19 protein-coding genes are annotated in these 22,092 nt (G+C 68.7%); 1 reads left to right on the top strand and 18 read right to left on the bottom strand.

Going from position 1 to position 22,092, the window contains the following annotated elements:
- The 18 genes from A5694_RS12465 to A5694_RS12380 form a co-directional block, all read right to left on the bottom strand.
- Positions 1 to 1,050, bottom strand: coding sequence for an alpha-ketoacid dehydrogenase subunit beta (locus tag A5694_RS12465; RefSeq protein ID WP_064922150.1), 1,050 nt, complete (start codon positions 1,048 to 1,050; stop codon positions 1 to 3).
- Positions 1,050 to 2,144, bottom strand: a complete 1,095-nt coding sequence (gene pdhA, locus A5694_RS12460) for a pyruvate dehydrogenase (acetyl-transferring) E1 component subunit alpha (RefSeq protein ID WP_064922149.1) — start codon at positions 2,142 to 2,144, stop codon at positions 1,050 to 1,052. Before pdhA ends, A5694_RS12465 begins: the two co-directional genes overlap by 1 nt.
- Before the next feature lie 88 nt (positions 2,145 to 2,232).
- Positions 2,233 to 4,803, bottom strand: coding sequence for a multicopper oxidase domain-containing protein (locus tag A5694_RS24955; RefSeq protein WP_064922148.1), 2,571 nt, complete (start codon positions 4,801 to 4,803; stop codon positions 2,233 to 2,235).
- Positions 4,804 to 4,870: 67 nt separating this feature from the next.
- The gene (locus A5694_RS12450) at positions 4,871 to 5,932 is read right to left on the bottom strand and encodes a zinc-binding dehydrogenase (protein ID WP_064922156.1); all 1,062 of its coding nucleotides are present in this window, start codon (positions 5,930 to 5,932) and stop codon (positions 4,871 to 4,873) included.
- 11 nt (positions 5,933 to 5,943) lie between these two features.
- Positions 5,944 to 7,194 carry a sulfotransferase family protein gene (locus tag A5694_RS12445; RefSeq protein ID WP_064922147.1) on the bottom strand — a complete coding sequence of 417 codons (1,251 nt, stop codon included), beginning with the start codon at positions 7,192 to 7,194 and terminating at the stop codon, positions 5,944 to 5,946.
- Positions 7,191 to 8,264 carry a DUF1214 domain-containing protein gene (locus A5694_RS12440; protein WP_064922146.1) on the bottom strand — a complete coding sequence of 358 codons (1,074 nt, stop codon included), beginning with the start codon at positions 8,262 to 8,264 and terminating at the stop codon, positions 7,191 to 7,193. The genes A5694_RS12445 and A5694_RS12440 overlap by 4 nt, the downstream gene beginning before the upstream one ends.
- The gene (locus tag A5694_RS12435) at positions 8,257 to 8,874 is read right to left on the bottom strand and encodes a TetR/AcrR family transcriptional regulator (RefSeq protein ID WP_064922145.1); all 618 of its coding nucleotides are present in this window, start codon (positions 8,872 to 8,874) and stop codon (positions 8,257 to 8,259) included. The genes A5694_RS12440 and A5694_RS12435 overlap by 8 nt, the downstream gene beginning before the upstream one ends.
- A 75-nt stretch (positions 8,875 to 8,949) precedes the next feature.
- Positions 8,950 to 9,771 carry a class I SAM-dependent methyltransferase gene (locus tag A5694_RS12430; protein WP_064922155.1) on the bottom strand — a complete coding sequence of 274 codons (822 nt, stop codon included), beginning with the start codon at positions 9,769 to 9,771 and terminating at the stop codon, positions 8,950 to 8,952.
- Positions 9,772 to 9,835: 64 nt separating this feature from the next.
- Complete coding sequence (locus A5694_RS12425) at positions 9,836 to 10,768, bottom strand: ketopantoate reductase family protein (RefSeq protein WP_064922144.1); 933 nt, start codon at positions 10,766 to 10,768, stop codon at positions 9,836 to 9,838.
- A 4-nt stretch (positions 10,769 to 10,772) separates the two neighbouring features.
- Positions 10,773 to 11,948, bottom strand: coding sequence for an enolase C-terminal domain-like protein (locus A5694_RS12420; protein WP_064922143.1), 1,176 nt, complete (start codon positions 11,946 to 11,948; stop codon positions 10,773 to 10,775).
- A gap of 23 nt (positions 11,949 to 11,971) precedes the next feature.
- Positions 11,972 to 12,778, bottom strand: a complete 807-nt coding sequence (locus tag A5694_RS12415) for an HpcH/HpaI aldolase/citrate lyase family protein (RefSeq protein WP_064922142.1) — start codon at positions 12,776 to 12,778, stop codon at positions 11,972 to 11,974.
- Positions 12,775 to 13,308: a MaoC family dehydratase gene (locus tag A5694_RS12410; RefSeq protein WP_428844274.1), complete on the bottom strand. Its 534-nt coding sequence runs from the start codon at positions 13,306 to 13,308 to the stop codon at positions 12,775 to 12,777. The genes A5694_RS12415 and A5694_RS12410 overlap by 4 nt, the downstream gene beginning before the upstream one ends.
- Positions 13,309 to 13,369: 61 nt before the next feature.
- Positions 13,370 to 14,530 (bottom strand): acyl-CoA dehydrogenase family protein, encoded by a 1,161-nt coding sequence (locus A5694_RS12405; protein WP_064922140.1) that lies wholly within the window; start codon positions 14,528 to 14,530, stop codon positions 13,370 to 13,372.
- The gene (locus A5694_RS12400) at positions 14,527 to 16,620 is read right to left on the bottom strand and encodes an acetyl/propionyl/methylcrotonyl-CoA carboxylase subunit alpha (RefSeq protein ID WP_064922139.1); all 2,094 of its coding nucleotides are present in this window, start codon (positions 16,618 to 16,620) and stop codon (positions 14,527 to 14,529) included. Before A5694_RS12400 ends, A5694_RS12405 begins: the two co-directional genes overlap by 4 nt.
- Positions 16,621 to 16,626: 6 nt before the next feature.
- Positions 16,627 to 18,198, bottom strand: a complete 1,572-nt coding sequence (locus tag A5694_RS12395) for a carboxyl transferase domain-containing protein (RefSeq protein ID WP_064922138.1) — start codon at positions 18,196 to 18,198, stop codon at positions 16,627 to 16,629.
- On the bottom strand, positions 18,195 to 18,836 hold the full coding sequence (locus tag A5694_RS12390) for a 3-oxoacid CoA-transferase subunit B (RefSeq protein ID WP_064922137.1): 642 nt from the start codon (positions 18,834 to 18,836) through the stop codon (positions 18,195 to 18,197). The genes A5694_RS12395 and A5694_RS12390 overlap by 4 nt, the downstream gene beginning before the upstream one ends.
- Positions 18,833 to 19,582, bottom strand: a complete 750-nt coding sequence (locus A5694_RS12385) for a CoA transferase subunit A (protein WP_064922136.1) — start codon at positions 19,580 to 19,582, stop codon at positions 18,833 to 18,835. The genes A5694_RS12390 and A5694_RS12385 overlap by 4 nt, the downstream gene beginning before the upstream one ends.
- 74 nt (positions 19,583 to 19,656) lie before the next feature.
- Positions 19,657 to 21,297, bottom strand: coding sequence for an AMP-binding protein (locus A5694_RS12380; RefSeq protein ID WP_064922135.1), 1,641 nt, complete (start codon positions 21,295 to 21,297; stop codon positions 19,657 to 19,659).
- 100 nt (positions 21,298 to 21,397) lie between these two features.
- On the opposite strand from A5694_RS12380, the gene A5694_RS12375 reads away from it, so the two are divergent.
- Positions 21,398 to 22,039 carry an SACE_7040 family transcriptional regulator gene (locus A5694_RS12375; RefSeq protein WP_064922134.1) on the top strand — a complete coding sequence of 214 codons (642 nt, stop codon included), beginning with the start codon at positions 21,398 to 21,400 and terminating at the stop codon, positions 22,037 to 22,039.
- Positions 22,040 to 22,092 lie beyond the last annotated feature (53 nt).

The raw sequence follows: 22,092 nt of genomic DNA, 5'->3' as shown, positions 1-22,092 counted from the left end.
TCACGGCAGCTCCAGGACTCGCTGGACGCTGTCCAGCAACCGGTCCGGGCCGGGCAGCCAGAGCCGTTCGAGCCGGGCCGGCGGATAGGGGGTGTCGAATCCGGTGACACGCAACACCGGCGCCTCCAGCTCGTAGAACAGCTCCTCCTGGATGCGTGCGGCCAGCTCGGCGCCGTAGCCCAGGTTGCGCGGGCCCTCGTGCAGCACCACGCACCGCCCGGTGCGGCGCACGGAGTCGGCGACGGTATCGAAGTCGAGCGGGACCAGGGAGCGCAGGTCGACCACCTCCAGGCTCCAGCCGTGTTGTCGGGCAGCGATTTCGGCTGCCGACAGCGCGGTGGCCACGCCGCCGCCGTAGGTCAGTACCGTCACGTCGGTGCCCGACCGGCGTACCGCGGCGCATCCGATGCCCGGCTGTGCGCAGCTGGTGTCCACCGCCCCGCGGGCCCAGTACCGCCGCTTGGGCTCTAGGAAGATCACCGGGTCGGGCGCAGCGATGGCGTGCCGCAGTAACCAGTAGGCATCCGACGGATCAGCGGGGACGACCACCTTGAGCCCGGCGGTGTGCGCCCAGTAGGTTTCGGTGGATTCCGAATGATGTTCGGCTGCACCGATTCCGCCGAACGACGGTATCCGCACGGTGACCGGCATCGCAATCTCGCCGCGGGTCCGGGTCCGGTACTTCGCCAGGTGGCTGACCATCTGGTCGAGCGCCGGGTAGCTGAACCCGTCGAACTGGATCTCCGGGACCGGGACGAAACCGCGCACCGCCAGGCCGATGGCGATGCCGATCACCGCGGACTCGGCCAGCGGTGTATCGAAACAGCGCTGCTCACCGAAGGATTGGGCCAGCCCGTCGGTGACCCGGAACACGCCGCCCTGCACACCGACGTCGGTGCCGAACACCAGCACCTTGGGGTCGGTGTCCATCGCATCACGCAGCGCCCGGTTGAGCGCGGCCACCATCGTCAGCTGCTCGGTGGCCGCGTTCGCCCCCGCTGCCGTGGCCGGGGCCGGTGCGCGGGTCGGCGGTTCGAGGATCTGGGTCATCAGCGCTCCCTGGCCAGCTCGGCGCGCAGCGCGTGGCGCTGCTGCTGCAATTCCGGGGTGATTTCGGTGTACACGGAGGTGAACACCTCGTCGACGTCGAAATCGGCTGCACCAACGGTGGCGTCGCGCAACTCGGTGCGCAACCGCTGCGCCCGGGCGGTGACCCGGTCCTGCAGGCGCTGCGACCAGACGCCGACGTGGTGCAGGTAGCCGCGGTACCGCGGTATCGGGTCGAGCGCGGCCCACCGCTCGAGTTCGGCGTTGCTGCGGTAGCGGGTTGGATCGTCGGAGGTGGTGTGCGGGCCGAGCCGATAGGTGACGGCCTCGATCAGGCTCGGCCCGCCGCCGGCCCGGGCCCGCTCGGCCGCTTCAGCCATCACCGCGTAGCAGGCCAGCACATCGTTGCCGTCCACTCGGATTCCCGGCATCCCGTAGCCGGTCGCTTTGTGCGCCAACGACGGCGCCGCGGTCTGCTTCTGTAGCGGCACCGAGATCGCCCACTGGTTGTTCTGCACGTAGAACACGCACGGCGCGGCGAACACCGCGGCGAAGTTCAGCGCTTCGTGGACGTCGCCCTCGCTGGTGGCGCCGTCACCGACGAACGCGACGGTGACCGAGTCCTCACCGAGGCGTTGCGCGCCCATCGCCGCGCCGACCGCGTGCAGCGCCTGGGTACCGATCGGGACCGAGATCGGCGCACAGCATTTCGCGGTGAAGTCCAGCCCGCCGTTCCACGTTCCGCGCCAGGAGGCTGCCAAGTTCCACGCCGGGATGCCCCGGGCGATGAACACCCCCAGTTCGCGGTACTGCGGGAACAACCAGTCGGTTTTGCGCAGGCATCCGGCGGCACCGACCTGGGCCGCCTCCTGCCCGCGACAGGACGCGTACAACGCGAGCTCCCCCTGGCGCTGCAGGTTGACCAGCTCGGTGTCGAACTCGCGGGTGAGCACCATCAACTCGTAAAGCCAGCACAGGGTTTCGTCGGGCAGGTCCCGGCTGTAGCGATCCTCGGCGGTCGGCGCGCCGTCCGGCCCGACGAGCTGCACAGGTTCCAGGGCGACCTCGGAACCGGTAATGCCTGACAGCTGGCCCATGCGAGCCTCCTTGTGACGCTGATCTCATTATGCCAGCGACCACGGGGGACCCGGGTTTGCGCGGCCGGTGGCCACGCCGTGTCGGGCGCTATCCGGAGACGACGAAGATGCCATGCGCGCCGTTCTCGGCGTGCCGCATGTCGTGGTCCATGAACGGGTAGTGGCCTGCTTCGGGGAAGGTCAGCTCGACGAACCCGCCTTGGGCCGGGGCCAGGTCGAGGGCTTGGGATCCCCCTGAACCGCCGGGCCGCAGCAGCCAGGCGCCCTCCTTGTAGACGGTGTCGAACTGCGTTCCGACGACGTGGAAGGCGATCGAGTCGCCCGGTCCGGCATTGACCACCCAGATCCGCACTCGCTCGCCGGTGCGTGCCGGCAGCGGGGCGTGCATGTACTGGGCGGCGGTGCCGTTGAACATCCAGCCGTCGGGCTGCCCGGCGCGGATCGCGGTGGTCTTGGCGTCGGTGTCGGGTGCGCCGGCATACAGCTGGGCGCCGACTAGCGCGTACTCCCGGTCCACCGGCGGCAGGCCGGGCGGGTCGATGATCACCGCGCCGTACATGCCGTTGGCGATGTGCAGGGCCATCGGCGGGGTGCTGCAGTGATAGAGCCAGGCGCCGGCCCGTCGCGCGGTGAACCGGTAGACCAGCCGCTCCCCCGGCGCCAGCGTGCGCATCGGCTGGTCGGGCGCCAGCGCCCCGGCGTGAAAGTCGATGCCGTGGCCCATGGCCGCGTCGTTGATCAGGGTGATCTCGAAGGTGTCACCGACCTTGCCGTGCAGCGTCGGCGACGGCTCGACACCGCCGAAGGTCCAGCGGATCTCGCGGCGCCCGGGCGCGACCTCCAATTCCCGGTCCACCGCGCGCAATTCCACCCGGTGCAGGCCCGGGGTCGCCGGGGCCAGCACCGCATCGTGGGGCGTCCAGCCCGGCGACGGGTCAGTGGCCAGGTTCAGTGTGGTCGGTGCCGCCCCGCCCCCGTCCCGGCCGCCGCCGGGATGCTGGTGCCGCGGGGCGCCGCCGACGGCGTGGATCGTCAGTGTCATCCCGGCGGCCCGATGGCCTGCGATATCGCACCACGCCTCCCGGTCCTGGTGCACCACGCCGAGATCGAGCACCGCGGTCTGCCCTCGGCTCAGCCGCGGGGTGTGCTCGCCGGTGTCGACACGCAGGTCGTGCGGTAGTCCGTCGATGTTGGTCACCCGCAGCACCAGCCGGGTTCCGGCCGGCACGTCGATGACGTCCGGGGAAAAGCGCATGTTCTTGGATGTGACGTCGACGGTGTGGACCGCCCCGGTGGCACCCGAGGGTGCCGGAGTACCCATCCCCAGCGCCAACGCCGATCCCACCGCCACCAGCGACGCCAGCGCAACCGCGGCCGTCACCACACCGGACCGCGGCTGGATCGCATCGACGTCGATGGGGCCGCGCAGCGCCACCGGTATCGCCAGCCGCAGGCCCAGCAGTACGAAACTGGCGACCGCGACGGCGGCCAACACCCAGCCGACCACCGGTACCGGACCGTGCCAGGGCCCGGCCACCAGCGGCACGGCGGCATTGAGCGCGCCTACCCGCACCTGCCAGCCCTGGTCCAGGTAGGCGATCACGGCCTTGCGCACCGGAGGGCCGTTGGCCACCAGGATCGGCAGCAGTTGACTCAGCGCACCGAGCAGGATCTGGGCGACGAAGCCGACCGCCAGCAGCGGCAGCAGGGTGTGCTCCACGAACGCGGGCAACATGTCGACGGACCGGGCCCCGAGCAGGCCGATCACCTCGATGACGACGGCGACCGCGAGCCAGCACGTCGCCCCGACCAGCATCCAGGCCGCGGGGCCGGTGAAGCTGCGCCCCGGCCACAACCCGACGATGGCAAGCGCGACACCCACCGCGAAGCCCAGCAGGCCCGCTGCCGCCAGCCACCAGCTGCCGGCGAGTAAACCCGCGATGGCCACGGTCAAGCCCGCCGAGAGCGTCGGCAGCGCCCGCCGGGCCATCGCGAAGCTACGGGGGGTGATCTTCTCCCGGATCGTGGTGGGCCACAGCGTGAATAGCGTCCCCAGCACGGTGAGCCCGATCCAGCCGTAGAGCATCACGTGCACATGGGTCGTCCACAGTCGCGCGTACCAACTGGCGATGCCCAGGGCCATGGCGGCACCGGTTGCCGACCCGACCAGCAGAGCCAGCAGGGCGGCCAGGTAGAAGCCCACCAGATAGTCGAAGCGCGCCGATAACGCGGCCTTCTTCATCGCGATCAACCCGGAGCCGTGGGCGACGGCGACCACGGCCACCACGGCGCCCCCGATGCCGGTCAGCACTTCAGCACTCCAGGCGACACCGGCCAGGGCCGCGATCACGCCGGCGTTGAGCAGGGCAAGCTTGACCACCAGATGCCACTGCGGCGGATCGGGCACCCGGCACAGCGTGGTGGTGAAGTGCCCGGACCAGATCACGATCGCGTTCGTGGCGGCGCCGAGCAGCAGGGCGTGCACCGGCAGCCAGATCGGATGCGTGATGGCGTCGTGCGCGATCAGCAGCGCGACCGCGACGGCCAGCCAGCACAGCACCACGATGTTGGCGCCGAGGAACACCGGCCCGCGCGGTCCGCCGCGCCGGCGGGGCTTGACGATCGGCGCCGGGGGCGGCGGCGACCCCAACTGAATCATGGTCGCCAGGCTACGGGGGCCGCCTTCCTAGGAGGAAGTGACCTTTGGCATCCGTTCGCCCTGGGGATCACCCGTGATGACCGGTGCTCACGACCAGACGGCCGGTGGTCTGCCGGGCCGCCATGCGCTCCAACGCATCCGGCAGGCCCGCCCAGCCGACCTCGGCGCCGACGACGGTGCGGATCTTGCCGGTGCGCAGCATTTCCAGGATCTTCGCGTGGGCGTCCAGTCCCTCCGAGCGGGCCGGCCAGTTGAAGCCCAGGGTGCGCCGGATCGCCACCGGATCGTTGACGTAGACCAGGCATACCCCGCAGACGTCGAAGTTGCTGTAAGCGATGGGCCGCGGCGAGAGGTAGTCGCCGTCCTCCAGCGCGATGTCCTGGGCGAACCCTGCCATCAGGTACCGCCCGTTCAAGCCCATGCAGCGGAACGTCTGCACCGCCACGTCGCCGCCGACCGCGTCGAATGCAACGTCGACACCGCGGCCGTAGGTCAGTTCCACGACCTGCTCCACCCAGTCGCCGTTGCGGTAGTTGATCGCATGGTCGGCGCCGAGTTCCTTGCAGAACTCGGCCTTCTCCTCGCTGCCGGCGGTGGCGATCACCCGCGCGCCCAGCGCCTTGCCGAGCACCAGGGCACCCGAACCGGTTCCACCGGCGGCGGCGTGCACCAGCAGGGTCTCCCCCGGTTTCAGGCGGCCGCGTTCCCGCAGCGCGAACCAGCCCAGGTGGAACGGGTAGTGCAGCGCAGCGCCGTCGACGTCGCTGACCCAGTCCGGCAAGTCCAGCGCGGTCGCCGCGTCGACGATCGCGTAGGAGGCGTACCCGCCGAAGGCCATCACCGGGATCCCGACGATGCGCCGGCCGATGAGATGTTCAGCGCCCTGACCGGCACTTTCCACGACTCCGACGGTCTCCATGCCGGGCACGAACGGCGGCTGTAGCGGCAGGGTCGTGTAGCGGCCCCGGATGATGTCGATGTCGTTGAAATTGAGGCAGAACGCGCTGACGGCGACCCGGATCTCGCCGGGTCCGGGCGCGCGCACCTCGACGGTCTGACGGGCCAGCACTTTGGCCGGGTCACCCAGTTCGGTGGCGACCCAGGCTTCGGCGGAGATCGGTTGGTTCATGTTTTCTCCCATTAGTCGGCGACGAAGCGGTTCCGGTAGTCGCGCAGGCGGTTTGCCACCTCGTCGGCATCCAGCCCCAGATCGGCCGGCTGGTAGTCGACCGCGCCGTAGCGCCCGCGGGGGTGATCAATGCAGAACTGGGTCATCGCCTCTTTCGCCCGGGTGTCCAGCGGCTGGCCCGCGAGCTCGTAGATGGCAGCGACGGTCCCGTCCTCATCGGCCATAAAGTCCTCGAACCGCACGTCGATCGACTGCGCCGCGGGCAGCACGTCGCGGTCACGCAGGCAGCCGGTGAGCAGGTCGTCGGCCCGGTCCAGCCAGTACTTCGAGATCTTCACCGGGTCGGGATGATCGCAGCCCATGCGCGCCGCGTAACTGATCATGGTCGCCATCGATCGCGTCACCTCGACCGGATCCCGGTGGGTGACAACGAAGGTGGCATCCGGGAAGGTGGCGTACAGCGCGGGGAACTGTTCGAGGTGCTGTGGCGATTTGAGCACCCAGCGGGTACCGCCGCGCAACCATTGCAGCGCCTGCAGGGTCCGTTTCAGATAGGCGTACGACGCTGTTTGGTCGTGCGTTTTGTAGTGCGCCGCAAATGTCGGTAAGTAGTAGCTACATTCGAAGAGCATTCCGGAGATGTCGTTGGCCAGCAACTGGATCTCTTCGTGCGCGTGGTCGACGGTCATGTCGTGCATGCGCTTGAACTCGGGCATCGAGGTGTTGATCAGATCCAGGCCGACGGCGCAGCGGTCACGCCTGGCCTGCGGATCGGGCTCTCCCGGAGTGGCGACCGGCTCCAGACTCTCCCAGTACGGCAGGTAGCGCAGCGCCGGGTCGGCGGCGATCAGGTTGTGCAGGTGGGTGGTCCCGGTGCGCGGTAACCCGCAGATGATGATCGGGCGCTCGATCGCGACGCTCTCGATCTCGGGGTTCGCCGCGATCAGGTCTTCCAGCCGCAGCCGGTTGACCAGGTGTCCGGTGACTTGCTCGAACGCCATCGCCCGCCCGACACCGGACAGGTCGGCTTCGTCGACGAACGATGCGCACAGTACGTCGAGGCGTTCCCGAAATCCGTTGTCGCCCCAGTTGTCCAACCCTGTTCGTTCAGTTGCGGCCTGCAGCAGGGCCTCCGGCGTGAGTTGCAGTGCCGCGCCGTAGCCGGCCAGGCCGTCGCGCAGCGGGCCGGCGGCCTCGGGATAGACCGGATTGGCAAGGTCGTCGAGCCGGATCGGGGCCGGGCGCGCCGCGGAGGCAGTCATGAGGCCAGCTCTGCGATGTCGACGACCCGGCAACGCAGCGGGTCTGGTGTGACTTCCGGCAGGAACCAACGCAACCAGATCAGCCCTTTGGACCGTCCCGCGGTGGACACCCAGTTCGGATGCCCGGGATCGGTGTCGCTGACCACGATCCGCCAGGACCCGTCGGGTTCATAGGTGACGTGCGCGCCGTTGATGGTGACCCGCTCACGGGTGTAGTCGTAGGTGTGCAGGAACGGATTCCACAGGCACAGGTTCCAGAACACGCACTCCGGTGACGTGCCTTCGATGATCAGCGCCTGGCCGGGCTGCAGTTCGTAGGCGCCCATCGCGTAGGCGGCATCTCCGGCGGCCCAGCCCACGGTGCGACTCGGCACCGGATAGGGCACCTGCAGTTCGTTGGCCGGCAGCCGCACGGGCGCCATGGCGGCCTGCTCGCGAATCCAGGTCCGCGCCGCGCGCATCCGCCGGCTCAGATCGGCCCGGCTGTCGAGGCGCCGCGGGGTGTCGTCGAGCGCCTCGATCCGCCACTGCACACGCCGGTCGGTGCCGGGGTCGGTGAGGTAGTCGCGGGTCAGGATGAACACGGCGTCGGGCTCCAGTTTGAGCCAATTACCCTGCTGCTCTTGCGCACTGATGATGAACTCGAAGTTGCCGTCAGCGTCCGGGGCCAGATCGCGGTCGTTGATGGTGTCGATGATGCGGTCGCTGTAGCGGCCGTCGTCCGGGCCGCCGTAGACGGTCATGGACAGATACACCGCGTCGCCACGGTTGCCGGTGACCCGATAGCTGCGGCTCGGGTCGACGGGCGCGAGCTGATAGAAGGCATCCGAATTGTCGCCGCCCCACTTGAGATAGGGGCCGATCACGTCGACCAGGATCGGCTTGTCCGCATCGCCCCAGATGTAGGCCTCGGAGGCGACGCGCAGCAGGCTCAACGCCCACCGGTAGCCGTCGAGGACATCAGCTTCCTCCAGCGGCGGATCGGCATTCAGCAGGCGCTGCTCGACGGCACGGACCTCGTCGAGCAAGGATCCAAACGCTTGAGAAAGCTCCGTCAGCTCGTCACTCATGCTGGTTCTCCTTCTTTTTCATTCCCTGCAGCAATAGGGAGCACAACCGGTCGGCGGCGGCGTCGACGGTTTCGGTGGCCAGGACTTGGGCGATGTAGAAGCTGGTGCCCACCAAGGCGTCATAGGCGATCTCGATATCGATGTCGGCGTCCAGCACGCCTTGGTCGATGCCGGCGCGGACCAGGCCGGAGAACGCGGTGCGGGTCGTCTCGTCGAGCAGCTGTTGGGTGCGGATGAACAATTCGGGGTCACGGTGGCGATCGGCCAGAATGCCCAGTGCCGCGGCCGCCACCTCCGGTGAGCGCCAGAACTCGAACACCCCGGCGACGAATCGGCGCAAGTCGGCCTCGAAATCACCGGAGCTGGTCAGCACGTCGCCGACTTCGGCGCTACCGAAGACCGCGTCGAACACCAGATGCGTCTTTGACGGCCAGCGCCGGTAGACGGTGGGGCGGCTGACGTCCGCTTCGCGCGCGATCGCCTCGACGGAGACCTGGTCGTAGCCGTCGCGGGCCAGCAGCCGGCGGGCGGCCTCGGTGATGGCCTGCTCGGTGCGGGGATTGCGCGGGCGTCCGCGGCCGGCCCGGGCGGATTCCGGCTCGGCCGTCATTGCCCGTCCATTCGACTCATGGACTAGAGATTTACATTACGTAACGTAAAACGTCAATGGTGGGGGCGGCGCAGCTCAGAAGGCGTAGCGGTGGTACTGCGACATGTTCGCCACCGCCGGAATCAGTGACATCGCCCTGCCCAACACCCGATAGGCGCGAGGCAGTTGACCGAAGGTGTCCGACTCGAACCAGCGCTCCCATTGCAGCAGCTGGGTGCCGGGCACCGCGGCAAGAATGTCGCCGGGCCCGTTGATCGCCCAGTGCAGCGTCGCCCCGGAGCGGCGCACCACGGCGTTGGACCATTGCGACTTGATGCCCAGCCAGTTGAAGGCATCGAACTGCAACTCCCCGCTTGCGCAGTGCTCGAGCACCCGGCGCAGCAAGGCAACGCCGTCTTGCTCGGTCAGGTACATGGTCAGGCCTTCGCCGAGCATCAATGCCGGACGGCCGGTAGGGATTTCGGCGAACCACGCCGGGTCGGTGACCGACGCAGAGACCACGTGGTTGTGCTCGCTTGCCGGCAACAGTCGCCGGCGCAGCTCGGCGACGTCCGGGTAGTCGATGTCATACCAGTCGACCCTGTCACCGGGTGCCAGCCGAAAATATCGGGCGTCGAGCCCACAGCCCACGTGCAACACCACTGCGTCCGGGTGGGCCGCCAAGAAGGTGCCGGCCCAAGTGTCGAAGTGCGCCGCACGGGTAGTCACCGCCGGTGAGCGCGCCGCGGTGATGGTGGTCTTGCGCCAGTCGTAGTCGATGCGTGCGACCACGTCCTTGGCGTAGCGATCCCCCAGGATCGGTTCGGGAAGATCGGCATCCAGCGCCTTGGCGTACAGCGTCGCGAGCATGGTCTGCGGCGCACCGCGCAGATCCACCCGTGCTTTATCGGAGGTCATGAACACCCAGGCTAGCGACGCCCTGTACCAAACGGGTCAAGCTGAACGCCGCCCGGCGTGGTGTTCAGCCTTCGCCCGTTACCCACTGCCGTTCAACGGCTTTGACCAGTGCTGTCAGCGTCGCGTTGACCGGGGCCTGCTCGCCGACCTGGGCGGCCCGGCGCAACACCGCCCCGTTGATCACGTCGATCTCGCTGACACGGCGGGCCTGATGATCCAGCAGCGCAGAGGGTTTGGCATCCGGCATCTGCGCACCGAAAGCCCGCACATGCGCGACCGGGTCGGCTACAGCGACGTCGATCCCCGCGGCGCGCGCCACCGTCCAGGCTTCGGTGGCCGCGGCGCGGCTGACCGGTCCCATGGCCGTGTCGTCGTCCATGACCTGCCCCACCGTCATGCCGGTCAGCGCGCACGGGGCGCTGTAGGCGACGTTGCAGATCAGCTTCTCCCACTGCATGGCGGCGATGTCGGCGACCGCGGCCGCGTCGAAGCCCGCCTCCGACCACACCCGGGCAATCTGGGCGACAGCCGAAAACGGCAGCGCCGCATAAGATCCGAACCGGACTGCCCGCATCGCGTTGTGGTGCACGTGCCCCGGGGCGGGACGCGACGCGCCGAATCCGCTGGCGATGCCCACCGCCACGCGCTCGGCTCCGACGATGCCGGCGACGGTGTCGGCCGACCCCAGTCCGTTCTGGATGGTCAACACCGGTGTGTGCTCGCCCAGCAGCGGCAGCGCTTGGCTGGCCCCGGTGGCGACGTCGGCGGCTTTGACCGCCAGCACCACCAGGTCCATCGGCTCGTCCGGTGCGGTGGTGGCCGCGCGGATGGCCACCACCTGCTCGGGCTGCGGTCCGCTGATCCTCAGGCCCTCTCCGTTGATGGCTTCGACATGCTCAACGGAGCGGTCGATGGCCAAGACATCGTTGCCGGCCGCCGCCAGTCGGCCGGCATAGATCGAACCCATGGCGCCGCAACCGATAACCGCGATCTTCATCTGGTCACCCCACCAGATCGGCGATGGCCGCGGCCAGGTCGGGCTTTTCCTCCAGCCCGAACCCCGGGGCGTCGGTGGGTGTGATGGTGCCGTCGGCCAGCGCGCACCCCGGCGAGTAGCCGCCGAAGGGCGCGAACACCCCGGGGTAGGACTCGCAGCCGCCCAGACCCAGGCCCGCCGCGATGTGCAGGTTGATCAGATGGCCGCCGTGCGGGAACGCGCAGCCGCGGTGGTAGCCGTGTGTCTCGAGCACCTCGAGCATGCCGGCGTATTCGGTCAGCCCGTAACTCAAGCCCGCATCCATCTGGAAGATGTCGCGGCCCGGGCGCATACCGCCGTAGCGCACCAGGTTGGCTACATCGCGCACCGAGAACAGGTTCTCGCCGGTGGCGACCGCCCCCGGATAACCGGCGATCACCTGAGCGTTCAGCGCGAAGTCGAGGGGATCACCGGGTTCCTCGTACCAGCGCAAGCCGTAGCGGCTCAGTTCCTGCGCCCAGTCGCCGGCCGCCGCGGGATCGAACCGCCCGTTGGCGTCGACGGCGACCCGCGCGCCGCTGCCGACCACGTCGATCACCGCTTCGATGCGGTCCAGATCCTCGCGCATCGATGCGCCGCCGATCTTCATCTTGACCGCCTCATAGCCCGAGTCGAGATAGCCAGCCATCTCGGCTCGGAGCCGGTCCAGCCCGTCTCCGGGGTAGTAGTAGCCTCCGGCGGCGTATACCGGGACCGCGGCGACGGCCTCTTTGCTGCCCACGTCCCGGCCGAAGTGTCGCGCGATGGTGCGGTAGGCGGGTTCGTCGGCGAGTTTGGCGTTGAGGTCCCAGCACGCCAGTTCCAGTGCCGCCGCCGCCCCGGCCCGATCACCGTGACCGCCGGGCTTTTCGTCGGCCAGCGCGCGCCGCAGCACCCGCGCCGGGTCGATGCGGCCGGTCTCGTCGAGCAGCGACTCCGGATCCGCGCCCAGGATCCGCGGAATCATCCGGTCGGCCAGGATGCCGCCCTGGGCGAACCGGCCGATCGAGTTGAAGGCGACACCGGTCACCGGTTCGCCGTGCCGGATCCGGTCGGTGACGACGGCGACCAGCGACACCGTGTGCCGGGAGAAGTCCACCAGCGCGTTGGCGATCTCACCACGAAGCGGCACCGACGTCTCGACGATCCGGGTGATGCGCATGCGTCGGGCCCTCCTGCTTGGCGTTAATCCGCTCGCCGCAGGATAGCTTCGGCGTGCCGCAGCACCGGGGAGTCGACCATCTGCCCTTCAAACGCGAACACACCGCGCTCGGTCTGAGCCGCGGCGAGCACCCGTCGCGCCCAATCGACCTTATCGGCCGGCGGGCGGTAGGCGTCGCGGACCACCGCCACCTGGGTGGGGTGGATGCACACCGTGGCGGCGAACCCGACCGCGGCCCCGTCGACCGCTTCGGCCCGCAGCCCGTCGAGGTCACCGATGTTCAAATAGACGGCGTCCAGCGCCGCACGGCCGAACGCCGATGCGGCCAGCAGCACCGTCGAGCGCGCGTGCCGGGCGAAGTCCCGATAGGTCCCGTCCGGGTGCCGGCTGGAGCCACCGCCCATGGCGGCGACCAGATCCTCGGCGCCCCACATCATCGCCACACAGCCCTCGGCGGCGGCGATCTCGGTGGAGAACACCACACCGCGCGGGGTTTCCAGCAAAGCGACAACCTGCCGCGGCGCCAGCGCACTCACCTGGGCGGCTGACTCGGTCTTCGCCAGCATCACCGTCGTGTAGGCGGTGTGCGCCAGCGCCTCCAGGTCGCGAGCCTGATCCTCGGTGCCGGTCGGGTTGACCCGTACCACCGTTCGCGCCGGGTCGAGGGGGTTGCCCCGCAACGCCTCCCGCGCCGCAGGCCGGTCAGCGGCGGCCACGCCGTCCTCCAGGTCGAGGATCACCACGTCGGCCACCGCGGCGGCTTTGGCGAACCGCTCCGGCCGATCCGCCGGACAGAACAGCCACGCCGGCCCGGCGGATTGCAGGTTCATGCCGACTCCCCTGCCGGCCGTTTGCGCACCAGCGTGGTGCGCACCGCTCGGGCCACCACCTCACCGTGCTGGTTGCGGCCGAGGTGCTCCAGGGTCACGATCCCTTCCCCGGGACGGCTCTTGGATTCGCGCTTGTCGGTGCAGACCGTCTCGGCGTAGAGCGTGTCGCCGTGAAACACCGGCTTGGGAAACGACACCTCCGAAAACCCGAGGTTGGCCACGATGGTGCCGAGTGTCAGTTGCGCCACCGACAGGCCAACGATCGTGGAGAGGGTGAACATCGAATTCACCAGGCGCTCACCGCGAAAGCCGGGCTGCGCGGCCGCCCAGGCCGCGTCCAGGTGCAGCGACTGGGTGTTCATGGTCAACGTGGTGAACAGCACGTTATCGGCCTCGGTGACGGTGCGTCCGGGCCGGTGGGCGTACGTGGTGCCGATCTCGTACTCCTCGAACCACAGGCCGCGCTGCTCGACGGTTCTGCTCACGCCGTTTCCCTCTCCCTGCCCCGTTTTCCCTCGCCGAATCGCAATCTCACGACGCGACACGCCGGTGTGGCGTCGCGAGATTCCCACTCGCGGTCGCCGATCATCCTCACAGCCCCAACGACCGTGCGATCAGCATCAGCTGCACCTCGGTGGTGCCCTCACCGATCTCCAGGATCTTGCTGTCGCGGTAGTGCCGGGCCACCGGGTATTCGTTGATGAAGCCGTAGCCGCCGTGGATCTGGGTGGCGTCGCGGGCGTTGTCCATCGCCGCCTCCGAGGAGATCATCTTGGCGATCGCGGCCTCCTTCTTGAACGGCTTGCCCGCCAACATCTTCGCGGCGGCGTCGTAGTAGGCGGTACGCGCGACGTGGGCACGCGCCTCCATCCGGGCGATCTTGAAGCTGATCGACTGGTAGGAGCCGATCGTCTGGCCGAACGCCTCACGCTCGCCGGCGTACTTGACGCTCTCGTCGACGCAGCCTTGCGCCACCCCGGTGGCCACCGCGGCGATCGCGATGCGGCCCTCGTCGAGGATGGACAGGAAGTTCGCGTAGCCTCGGCCTTCTTCACCGAGCAGATTGGCATGCGGAACGCGGGCGTCGGCGAAGGTCAACGGGTGGGTGTCCGAGGCGTTCCAGCCCACCTTGTTGTAGGCCGGTTCCACGGTGAAACCGGCTGTACCGGACGGGACGATGATGGTGGAGATCTCCTTCTTGCCGTCCGGGCGGGTTCCGGTGACGGCGGTGACGGTCACCAGCGAGGTGATGTCGGTGCCGGAGTTGGTGATGAACTGCTTGGCGCCGTTGATCACCCACTCGTCGCCGTCTCGGCGGGCGGTGGTGCGTGTGCCGCCGGCATCCGAGCCCGCACCTGGCTCGGTCAGACCGAAGCCGGCCAGTGCACGGCCGGTGATCAGATCCGGCAGCCAGGTCTGCTTCTGTTCGTCGGTGCCGAACCGGTAGATCGGCATCGCGCCGAGGCCCACCCCGGCCTCCAGGGTCATGGCGACGGACTGGTCGACCTTGCCGAGTTCTTCCAGGGCGAGCGCCAGTGCGAAATAATCGCCGCCCATACCGCCGTACTCTTCGGGGAACGGCAGGCCGAACAGCCCCATCTCCCCCATTTTGGCGATCACTTCGTAGGGGAAGCTGTGCTCTTCGTCGTGTTTGGCGGACACCGGAGCCACCACGGTGCGAGCGAATTCGGCCACCGTGTCGCGCAGGTCCTGGTATTCCTTCGGCAGCTCTCCTGCCGTGATCGTCGTCATTGCGTCTCTTCCTCACTCGATTCGGGAATCAGCCGGGCCAGGACCTGGTCCACCGTCACCTGATCGCCCACCGATACCAATATCTCCACCCGCCCGCTGATCGGCGCGGCCAGACTGTGCTCCATCTTCATCGCCTCCACCACGACGACCGGATCACCTTCGGCGACAGGCGAACCCGAATCCACGTTGACGGCGATCACGCTGCCGGGCATCGGGCTGAGGATCTCGGCGCTGCGCGGGCCCCCACCGCGATGCACCCGGACCACTTCGGCTTCGCGCAGCTGCCAGGTGCCGCGCTCGTCGGCGATCCACAGCTGACCGCCGTCCTCGGCGAACGCATAGCAGCGCCGCCGGCCCGCCAGCGTCACCATCATCCGGTCAGCTGCGACGTCGATGCTTGCATTGTGGATCTCGCCGTCGCCGATCTGCACGCGCGCGTCGGTCGGCAGTCCCCACACCGACACCGTCTCCGAGCGCAACGGGGTGCGCATCTCGGTGCGCACCGGCGCCGGCGCGCCGATGCGCCAGCCGCTCGGGGACCCCCACAGCGATGTCTGACCGGACAGTGTCCATTGGCGGTAGAGGCCGCCCGCGGCCAGTACATCGTCGGGTGCGGGGGCCGGTGTGAAGTCGGCCGACCTGGCGTCCAGAAGTTCGGTATCCAGGTCGCCGGCCACCACCCGGGGATCGACAAGCAGGAATCGCAGGAACTCGACGTTGGTCTGCACTCCGAGCACCGCGGTACCGGCCAGCGCCGCATCGAGGCGCGCCAGCGCCTGCGCCCGGTCCACGCCGTGGGCGATCACCTTGGACAGCATCGGGTCGTAGTCGCTGCCGACCACGGTGCCCGCTTGCAGCGACGAGTCCACCCGTACCGCGGGACCGGGTCCATGCGGCGGTCCCAGCGTCGCCTCTCCTCCGTCGAGCCTCGCTGAACCGCCGGGTCCATGCGGCGGTCCCAGCGTCGCCTCTCCTCCGTCGAGCCTCGCTGAACCGCCGGCGGGCTCGTGCACCGCCAACACCTGTCCTCCGGTGGGCAGGAAGCCGCGGGCCGGGTCCTCGGCGTATACCCGAGCCTCGATCGCATGCCCGGTCAGCGTGATCTCGTCCTGGGCGAACGGCAGCTTCTCCCCGGCGGCCACCCGCAGCTGCCACTCGACGAGGTCCACGCCGGTGACCGCTTCGGTGACCGGGTGCTCCACCTGCAGCCGGGTGTTCATCTCCATGAAGAAGAACTCGTCCGGGCGATCCGCGGAGACGATGAACTCCACGGTTCCGGCGCCGACGTAATCGACGCTGCGGGCGGTGTTGCAGGCCGCCGCCCCGATCCGGGCCCGGGTGGCGGCGTCCAGCAGCGGCGACGGCGCCTCCTCGATCACCTTCTGGTGACGGCGCTGCAGGCTGCATTCCCGTTCGCCGAGGTGCACCACATTGCCCTGGGCGTCGGCCAGCACCTGAACCTCGATGTGGCGGGGCCGCAACACGAATCGCTCCAGGAACAAGGTGTCGTCACCGAAGGCCGACGCCGCCTCACGCCGCGCGGTCACCAGTGCCGCGCGCAACGCGGCCGGCTCCTCGACCAGGTGCATGCCTTTGCCGCCGCCACCGGCCGACGGCTTGATCAGCACCGGGTAACCGATGTCGGCGGCGGCTTCCACCAGGTCGTCGTCGGAGAGACCGGGCTTGGCCAACCCCGGGACCACGGGAACCTCGAAGGCCGTGACGGTGTTCTTGGCGGAGATCTTGTCGCCCATCACCTCGATCGCCCGCGCCGGTGGGCCGATGAACACCACGCCGGCGCGATCGCAGGCCGTCGCGAAAGCTGCGTTCTCCGAAAGGAATCCGTAGCCGGGATGGATCGCCTGCGCTTCGGTGGCCGCGGCGGCCTCGAGCACTTTGGGAATCGACAGATAGCTGTCCGCCACAGGTGCCGGCCCCAGCCGCACCGCGGTATCGGCTTCGCGCACATGCCGCGCCCCGGCGTCGGCGTCGCTGTAGACGGCTACCGACCGAATCCCCATGCGGCGCAGGGTGCGGATCACCCGCACTGCGATCTCACCACGATTGGCCACCAGAACGGTTTCAAACATGGTTACTCACATCCGGAAAACGCCGTAGGAAACCGGGTCCAGCGGCGCGTTCGCACAGACCGAAAGCGCCAGTCCCAGCACTGTTCTGGTGTCGGCCGGGTCGATTATCCCGTCGTCCCACAACCGCGCGGTCGAGTAGTACGGGTTGCCCTGAGCCTCGTATTGCTCGCGGATCGGAGCCTTGAACGCTTCCTCGTCGGCGGCCGACCACGGCTTGCCAGCGGCATCGAGTTGTTCGCCGCGGACCGTGGCCAGCACCGATGCCGCTTGTTCGCCGCCCATCACCGAGATCCGGGCATTGGGCCACATCCACAGGAATCGCGGCGAATAGGCCCGGCCGCACATGGAGTAGTTGCCCGCTCCGTAGGATCCGCCGATCACCACCGTCAGCTTGGGCACCCGCGCGCAAGCCACCGCGGTGACCATCTTGGCACCGTGCTTGGCGATACCGCCGGCCTCGTAGTCGCGGCCCACCATGAAGCCGGCGATGTTCTGCAGGAATACCAGTGGGATGGAACGCTTATCGCACAATTCGATGAAATGCGCCCCCTTGAGCGCCGACTCGCCGAAGAGCACCCCGTTGTTGGCGATGATTCCCACCGGATGGCCGTGAATGCGCGCGAACGCCGTCACCAGCGTCTTGCCGTACTCGGCCTTGAACTCGCTGAACGCGCTGCCGTCGACCAGCCGGACGATCACCTGCCGCACGTCATAAGGCACCCGCGGATCCGGGGGGACCACATCGTAGAGCTCGGCCGGGTCGTGCCTCGGGTCCACGGAACTGGTGACCTCCCACGGGCTTTCGTGACGCGGCCCAAAAGTCTCCGCGATCTGGCGGACGATGCGCAGCGCGTGTTCGTCGTCGTCGGCCAGGTAGTCGGTGACCCCGGAGACCTTGGAGTGCAACTCGCCGCCGCCGAGTTCTTCGGCGGTCACCACCTCCCCGGTGGCCGCCTTCACCAGTGGCGGCCCGCCGAGGAAGATGGTGCCCTGCTCGCGCACGATGACGGCCTCGTCGCTCATGGCGGGGACGTAGGCGCCGCCCGCGGTGCACGAGCCCAGCACGGCGGCGATCTGCGGGATGCCCGCCGCACTCATGGTCGCCTGGTTGTAGAAGATGCGGCCGAAGTGCTCGCGGTCGGGAAACACCTCGTCCTGGCGGGGCAGGAACGCGCCACCGGAGTCCACCAGGTAAATGCAGGGCAACTGGTTGCCCAGCGCGACTTCCTGGGCGCGGAGATGCTTTTTAACGGTGACCGGGTAGTAGGTGCCGCCCTTGACGGTGGCGTCGTTGGCGACGATCACGCACTCCCGCCCGGAGACCCGCCCGATCCCGGTGATGATGCCGGCCCCGGGGCACTCGTCGTCGTACATGCCGTCGGCGGCCAGCGGGGACAGCTCCAGAAACGGACTGCCCGGATCCAGCAGCCGGTCGACCCGGTCGCGCGGCAGTAGTTTGCCCCGGGCCACGTGCCGCTGCCGGGAGTGCTCACTGCCGCCGAGGGCTGCGGTCGTCAGTTTGGTGTTGAGCTCGGCGACCAGGCGCCGGTGCTCGTCGGCGAAGGCGGGTGTTGTCATGACAGCCTCGACAGATCTAGCGGCGCATCGGTTTTCGCGACGACCTCGTCGACGGCGACGCCCGGAGCGGTCTCGATCAACTGCAGGCCCGCCTCGGTGACGTCGATGACGGCCAGGTCGGTGATGATGCGGTCGACGCAGCGGGCGCCGGTCAGCGGCAGCGTGCAGTGTTCGACGATCTTGGCGCTGCCGTCCTTGGCGGCGTGTTCCATCATCACCAGGACGCGGCGCGCCCCGTGTACCAGGTCCATCGCCCCGCCCATGCCCTTGATCATCTTGCCGGGGATCATCCAGTTGGCCAGGTCGCCGGCCGCGGAAACCTGCATAGCGCCAAGGACCGCGACATCGAGGTGGCCGCCGCGGATCACCCCGAACGAGGTGGACGACGAGAAGAACGACGCCCCCGGCAGGACCGTCACCGTTTCTTTGCCCGCGTTGATCAGGTCGGCGTCGATATCCTCGCGGCGCGGGTACGGCCCGACGCCGAGGATCCCGTTCTCCGAATGCAGCACCACGCTGACCCCGTCGGGAATGTGGTTGGGAATCAGGGTGGGCAGCCCGATGCCGAGGTTGACGTATTGTCCGTCTTCCAGCTCCGCGGCCACCCGTGCGGCCAACTGATCTCTGGTGAGTGTCATGACTGCCGCACCGTCTCCCGCTCGATTCGCTTGGTCGGATTCGGTACGTGCACCACCCGGTGCACGTGGACCCCCGGCGTGTGCACCTCCGCCGGGCGGATTTCGCCGGGTTCGACGAGGTGCTCGACCTCGGCGATCGTGATGCGTCCGGCAGCGGCGCAGTCCGGGTTGAAGTTCGCGGCGGCCTCGCGGTAGACGAGGTTGCCGTGCCGATCGCCCTTCCAGGCGTGCACCAGTGCGAAGTCGGTGCGGATCGCCCGCTCCAGGACGTAGGTGCGCCCGTCGAAGTCGCGGGTCTCCTTGCGCGGTGAGGCCACCGCCACCCCGCCCGCTCCGTCATAGCGCCACGGCAGACCACCCTCAGCCACCTGGGTGCCCACGCCGGTCGGCGTGTAGAACGCCGGAATCCCCGCGCCGCCCGCGCGCAACCGCTCGGCGAGGGTGCCCTGCGGGGTCAGCTCCACCTCGAGCTCGCCGGAGAGGAACTGGCGGGCGAACTCCTTGTTCTCCCCGACATAGGAGCTGACGGTGCGGCGGATCCGCTTGTGCTCCAACAGCACTCCCAGCCCGACGCCATCCACGCCGCAATTGTTCGACACCGTCTCCAGATCGGTGACACCGAGGGCCAGCACGGCCTCGATCAACGCCTCCGGTATGCCGCACAGCCCGAACCCGCCGACTGCCAGTGACGCACCGTCGGTCACGTCGGCCACGGCTTCTGCCGCCGTCGCCACGACCTTGTCCATCGCCACCAGCGCCTCCTCATTTCAGTTAATGTTGATTAACTGACGACAGAGAATACCATTCTCCCGCGGCCATGTCAGCCACCACTCAAATGCTCGATTGCCTGCCGGCGCATCTCGTCCTTGCGGACCTTCCCGGTGACCGTCATCGGAAACTCGTTGACCACCCGCACATACCGCGGCACCTTGAAGTGCGCCAGCCGGCCGGTGCAGAACTGCCGCAGCGCCTCGACGGTCAGGGGCGCCGCCCCGTCGCGCATCATCACCACCGCCATCAGTTCCTCGCCGTAGGTTTCGTCGGGCACTCCGACGACTTGGGCGTCGAGGATGTCGGGATGGGTGTGCAGAAACTCCTCGATCTCGCGCGGGTAAATGTTCTCCCCGCCACGGATCACCATGTCCTTGATCCGCCCGGTGATCCGGACGTATCCGTCGCCGTCCATGACGGCCAGATCGCCGCTGTGCATCCAGCCGTCGGCGTCGATGGCCGCCGCCGTTTTGGCCGGGTCGTTCCAGTAACCGGTCATCACCGAATAGCCGCGGGTGCAGAACTCGCCGACCTCGCCGCGGGGCACCGTCTGGCCGGTGCCCGGGTCGACCACCTTGATCTCCAGGTGCGGGCCCACCCGCCCGACCGTCTCCACGCGCTGTATCAGCGAATCCTGCGCGCGGGTCTGGGTCGACACCGGGGACGTCTCGGTCATCCCGTAGCAGATCGCGACCTCGGTCATGTGCATGTCGTCGATGACCCGCCGCATCACCTCCACTGGGCACGGCGAGCCCGCCATGATCCCGGTGCGCAGACTGGTCAGGTCGTACTCCGCGAAGTCGGGCAGACCGAGCTCGGCGATGAACATGGTGGGCACTCCGTAGAGGCTGGTGCACGATTCGTCCTGCACGGCGCGCAACGTGGCCGCCGGCTCGAAGCCGGGCCCCGGCAAGACGACGGCCGCACCGCGACTGGTGGCCGCCAGGCTCCCCATCACAAGGCCGAAGCAATGGTAGAGCGGCACCGGCAGGCAGATCCGGTCTTCGGGGGTGTAGCCCAGCAGTTCCCCGACCAGGTAGCCGTTGTTGAGGATATTGTGGTGGCTCAGCGTCGCGCCCTTGGGGTAACCGGTTGTGCCCGAGGTGTATTGGATATTGATCGGGTCGCCGGCGTGCAGTGCGGCGGCCGCCGCCATCAGGGCTGCGGCGTCGGCCGGCGTGCCGGCCAGCTGATGCCATCCCGCACTGTCGATGAACACCACCTCACGCAGCTCCGGGCACTCAGGCGCCGCCTCATGCAGCAGCGCAACGTAATCGGAGGTCTTGAACCGCGCTGCCGAAATGACCATCGCGGCCCCAGACTGCTTGAGCGCGTAGGCCAGTTCGTGGGAGCGGTAGGCAGGATTCAGGCTGACCAGTACCGCCCCGATCTCGGCGGTGGCGTACTGCGTCAGCACCCATTCCGCGCAGTTGGGCGCCCAGATGCCCACGCGATCCCCGGCGCTGATCCCGGCCCGCAGTAATCCGCTCGCCAGCCGGCGCACATCGACCAACAGCTCGGCATAGCTCCAGCGGCGGCCCGACGGAACATCAATCAGCGCATCACGATCCGGGTACGCACTCGCGGTGGCCGCGAGCGCCGCACCGATCGTCGTCGCCAACAAGGGGGGTTGGGTCTCGCCGCGCGCGTAGGACAAATCGCCACGGGCTGCGGGTCCCGTAGTTGCCATCAGGCCTCCACCGGTGCCGCCCGAAGCCGGGTCGGCCCCGCGGCGATGGGTGCTACGTTAGTGACCGTTAACTCAGCTGTCCACGATGAGCGGAGGCGTGATGGCAGCATCCGCCCCGCCCGGCGCGGCGGGAGGCGACGAACCGGCCAACCGGCGCAGCCGGCTGAAGTCGGACCGGCGTACGCAGTTGCTCGCGGCCGCCGAACGTCTCTTCGCCCAGCGCGGCTTTCTGGCGGTGCGGTTGGAGGACATCGGCGCGGCCGCCGGGGTCAGCGGTCCGGCGATCTATCGGCACTTCCCGAACAAAGAAGCGCTGCTGGTCGAATTGCTCGTCGGCATCAGTACCCGGCTGCTCGCCGGGGCGCGCGCCGTCGAAGCGGGCGGACGCAGCCCGGACGAAGTGCTGGACGGCCTGGTCGAGTTCCATCTCGATTTCGCGCTCGGCGAGCCGGACCTGATTCGGATCCAGGACCGCGACCTGGCGCATCTGCCGGCCGGAGCGCAGCGTCAGGTGCGCAGCGCCCAGCGTCAGTACGTCGAGGTCTGGGTGGGCGTGCTGTGCGCCCGGTACCCCGGCTTGGCCGAGGCCGACGCCCGGTTGATGGCCCACGCGGTGTTCGGCCTGTTGAACTCGACGCCGTACGCCATCAAGCCGACGGCGACCAAGTCGGCGGCCCCGGAACGCTCCCGAGCGGTGTTGCGTGCGATGACGATCAGCGCGCTGGGCGCCGCCGGAATCTGACCGGGCCGGCCGACGTCACGGTCGCGGGCAGCCCGGCGCAGGTACCCTGCAAC

This window comes from Mycolicibacter sinensis (assembly GCF_001667945.1).
Taxonomy (GTDB): domain Bacteria; phylum Actinomycetota; class Actinomycetes; order Mycobacteriales; family Mycobacteriaceae; genus Mycobacterium; species Mycobacterium sinense_B.
Note: the sequence above shows the minus strand (reverse complement) of the source record. Positions and strands in the feature narration are given on the sequence as shown.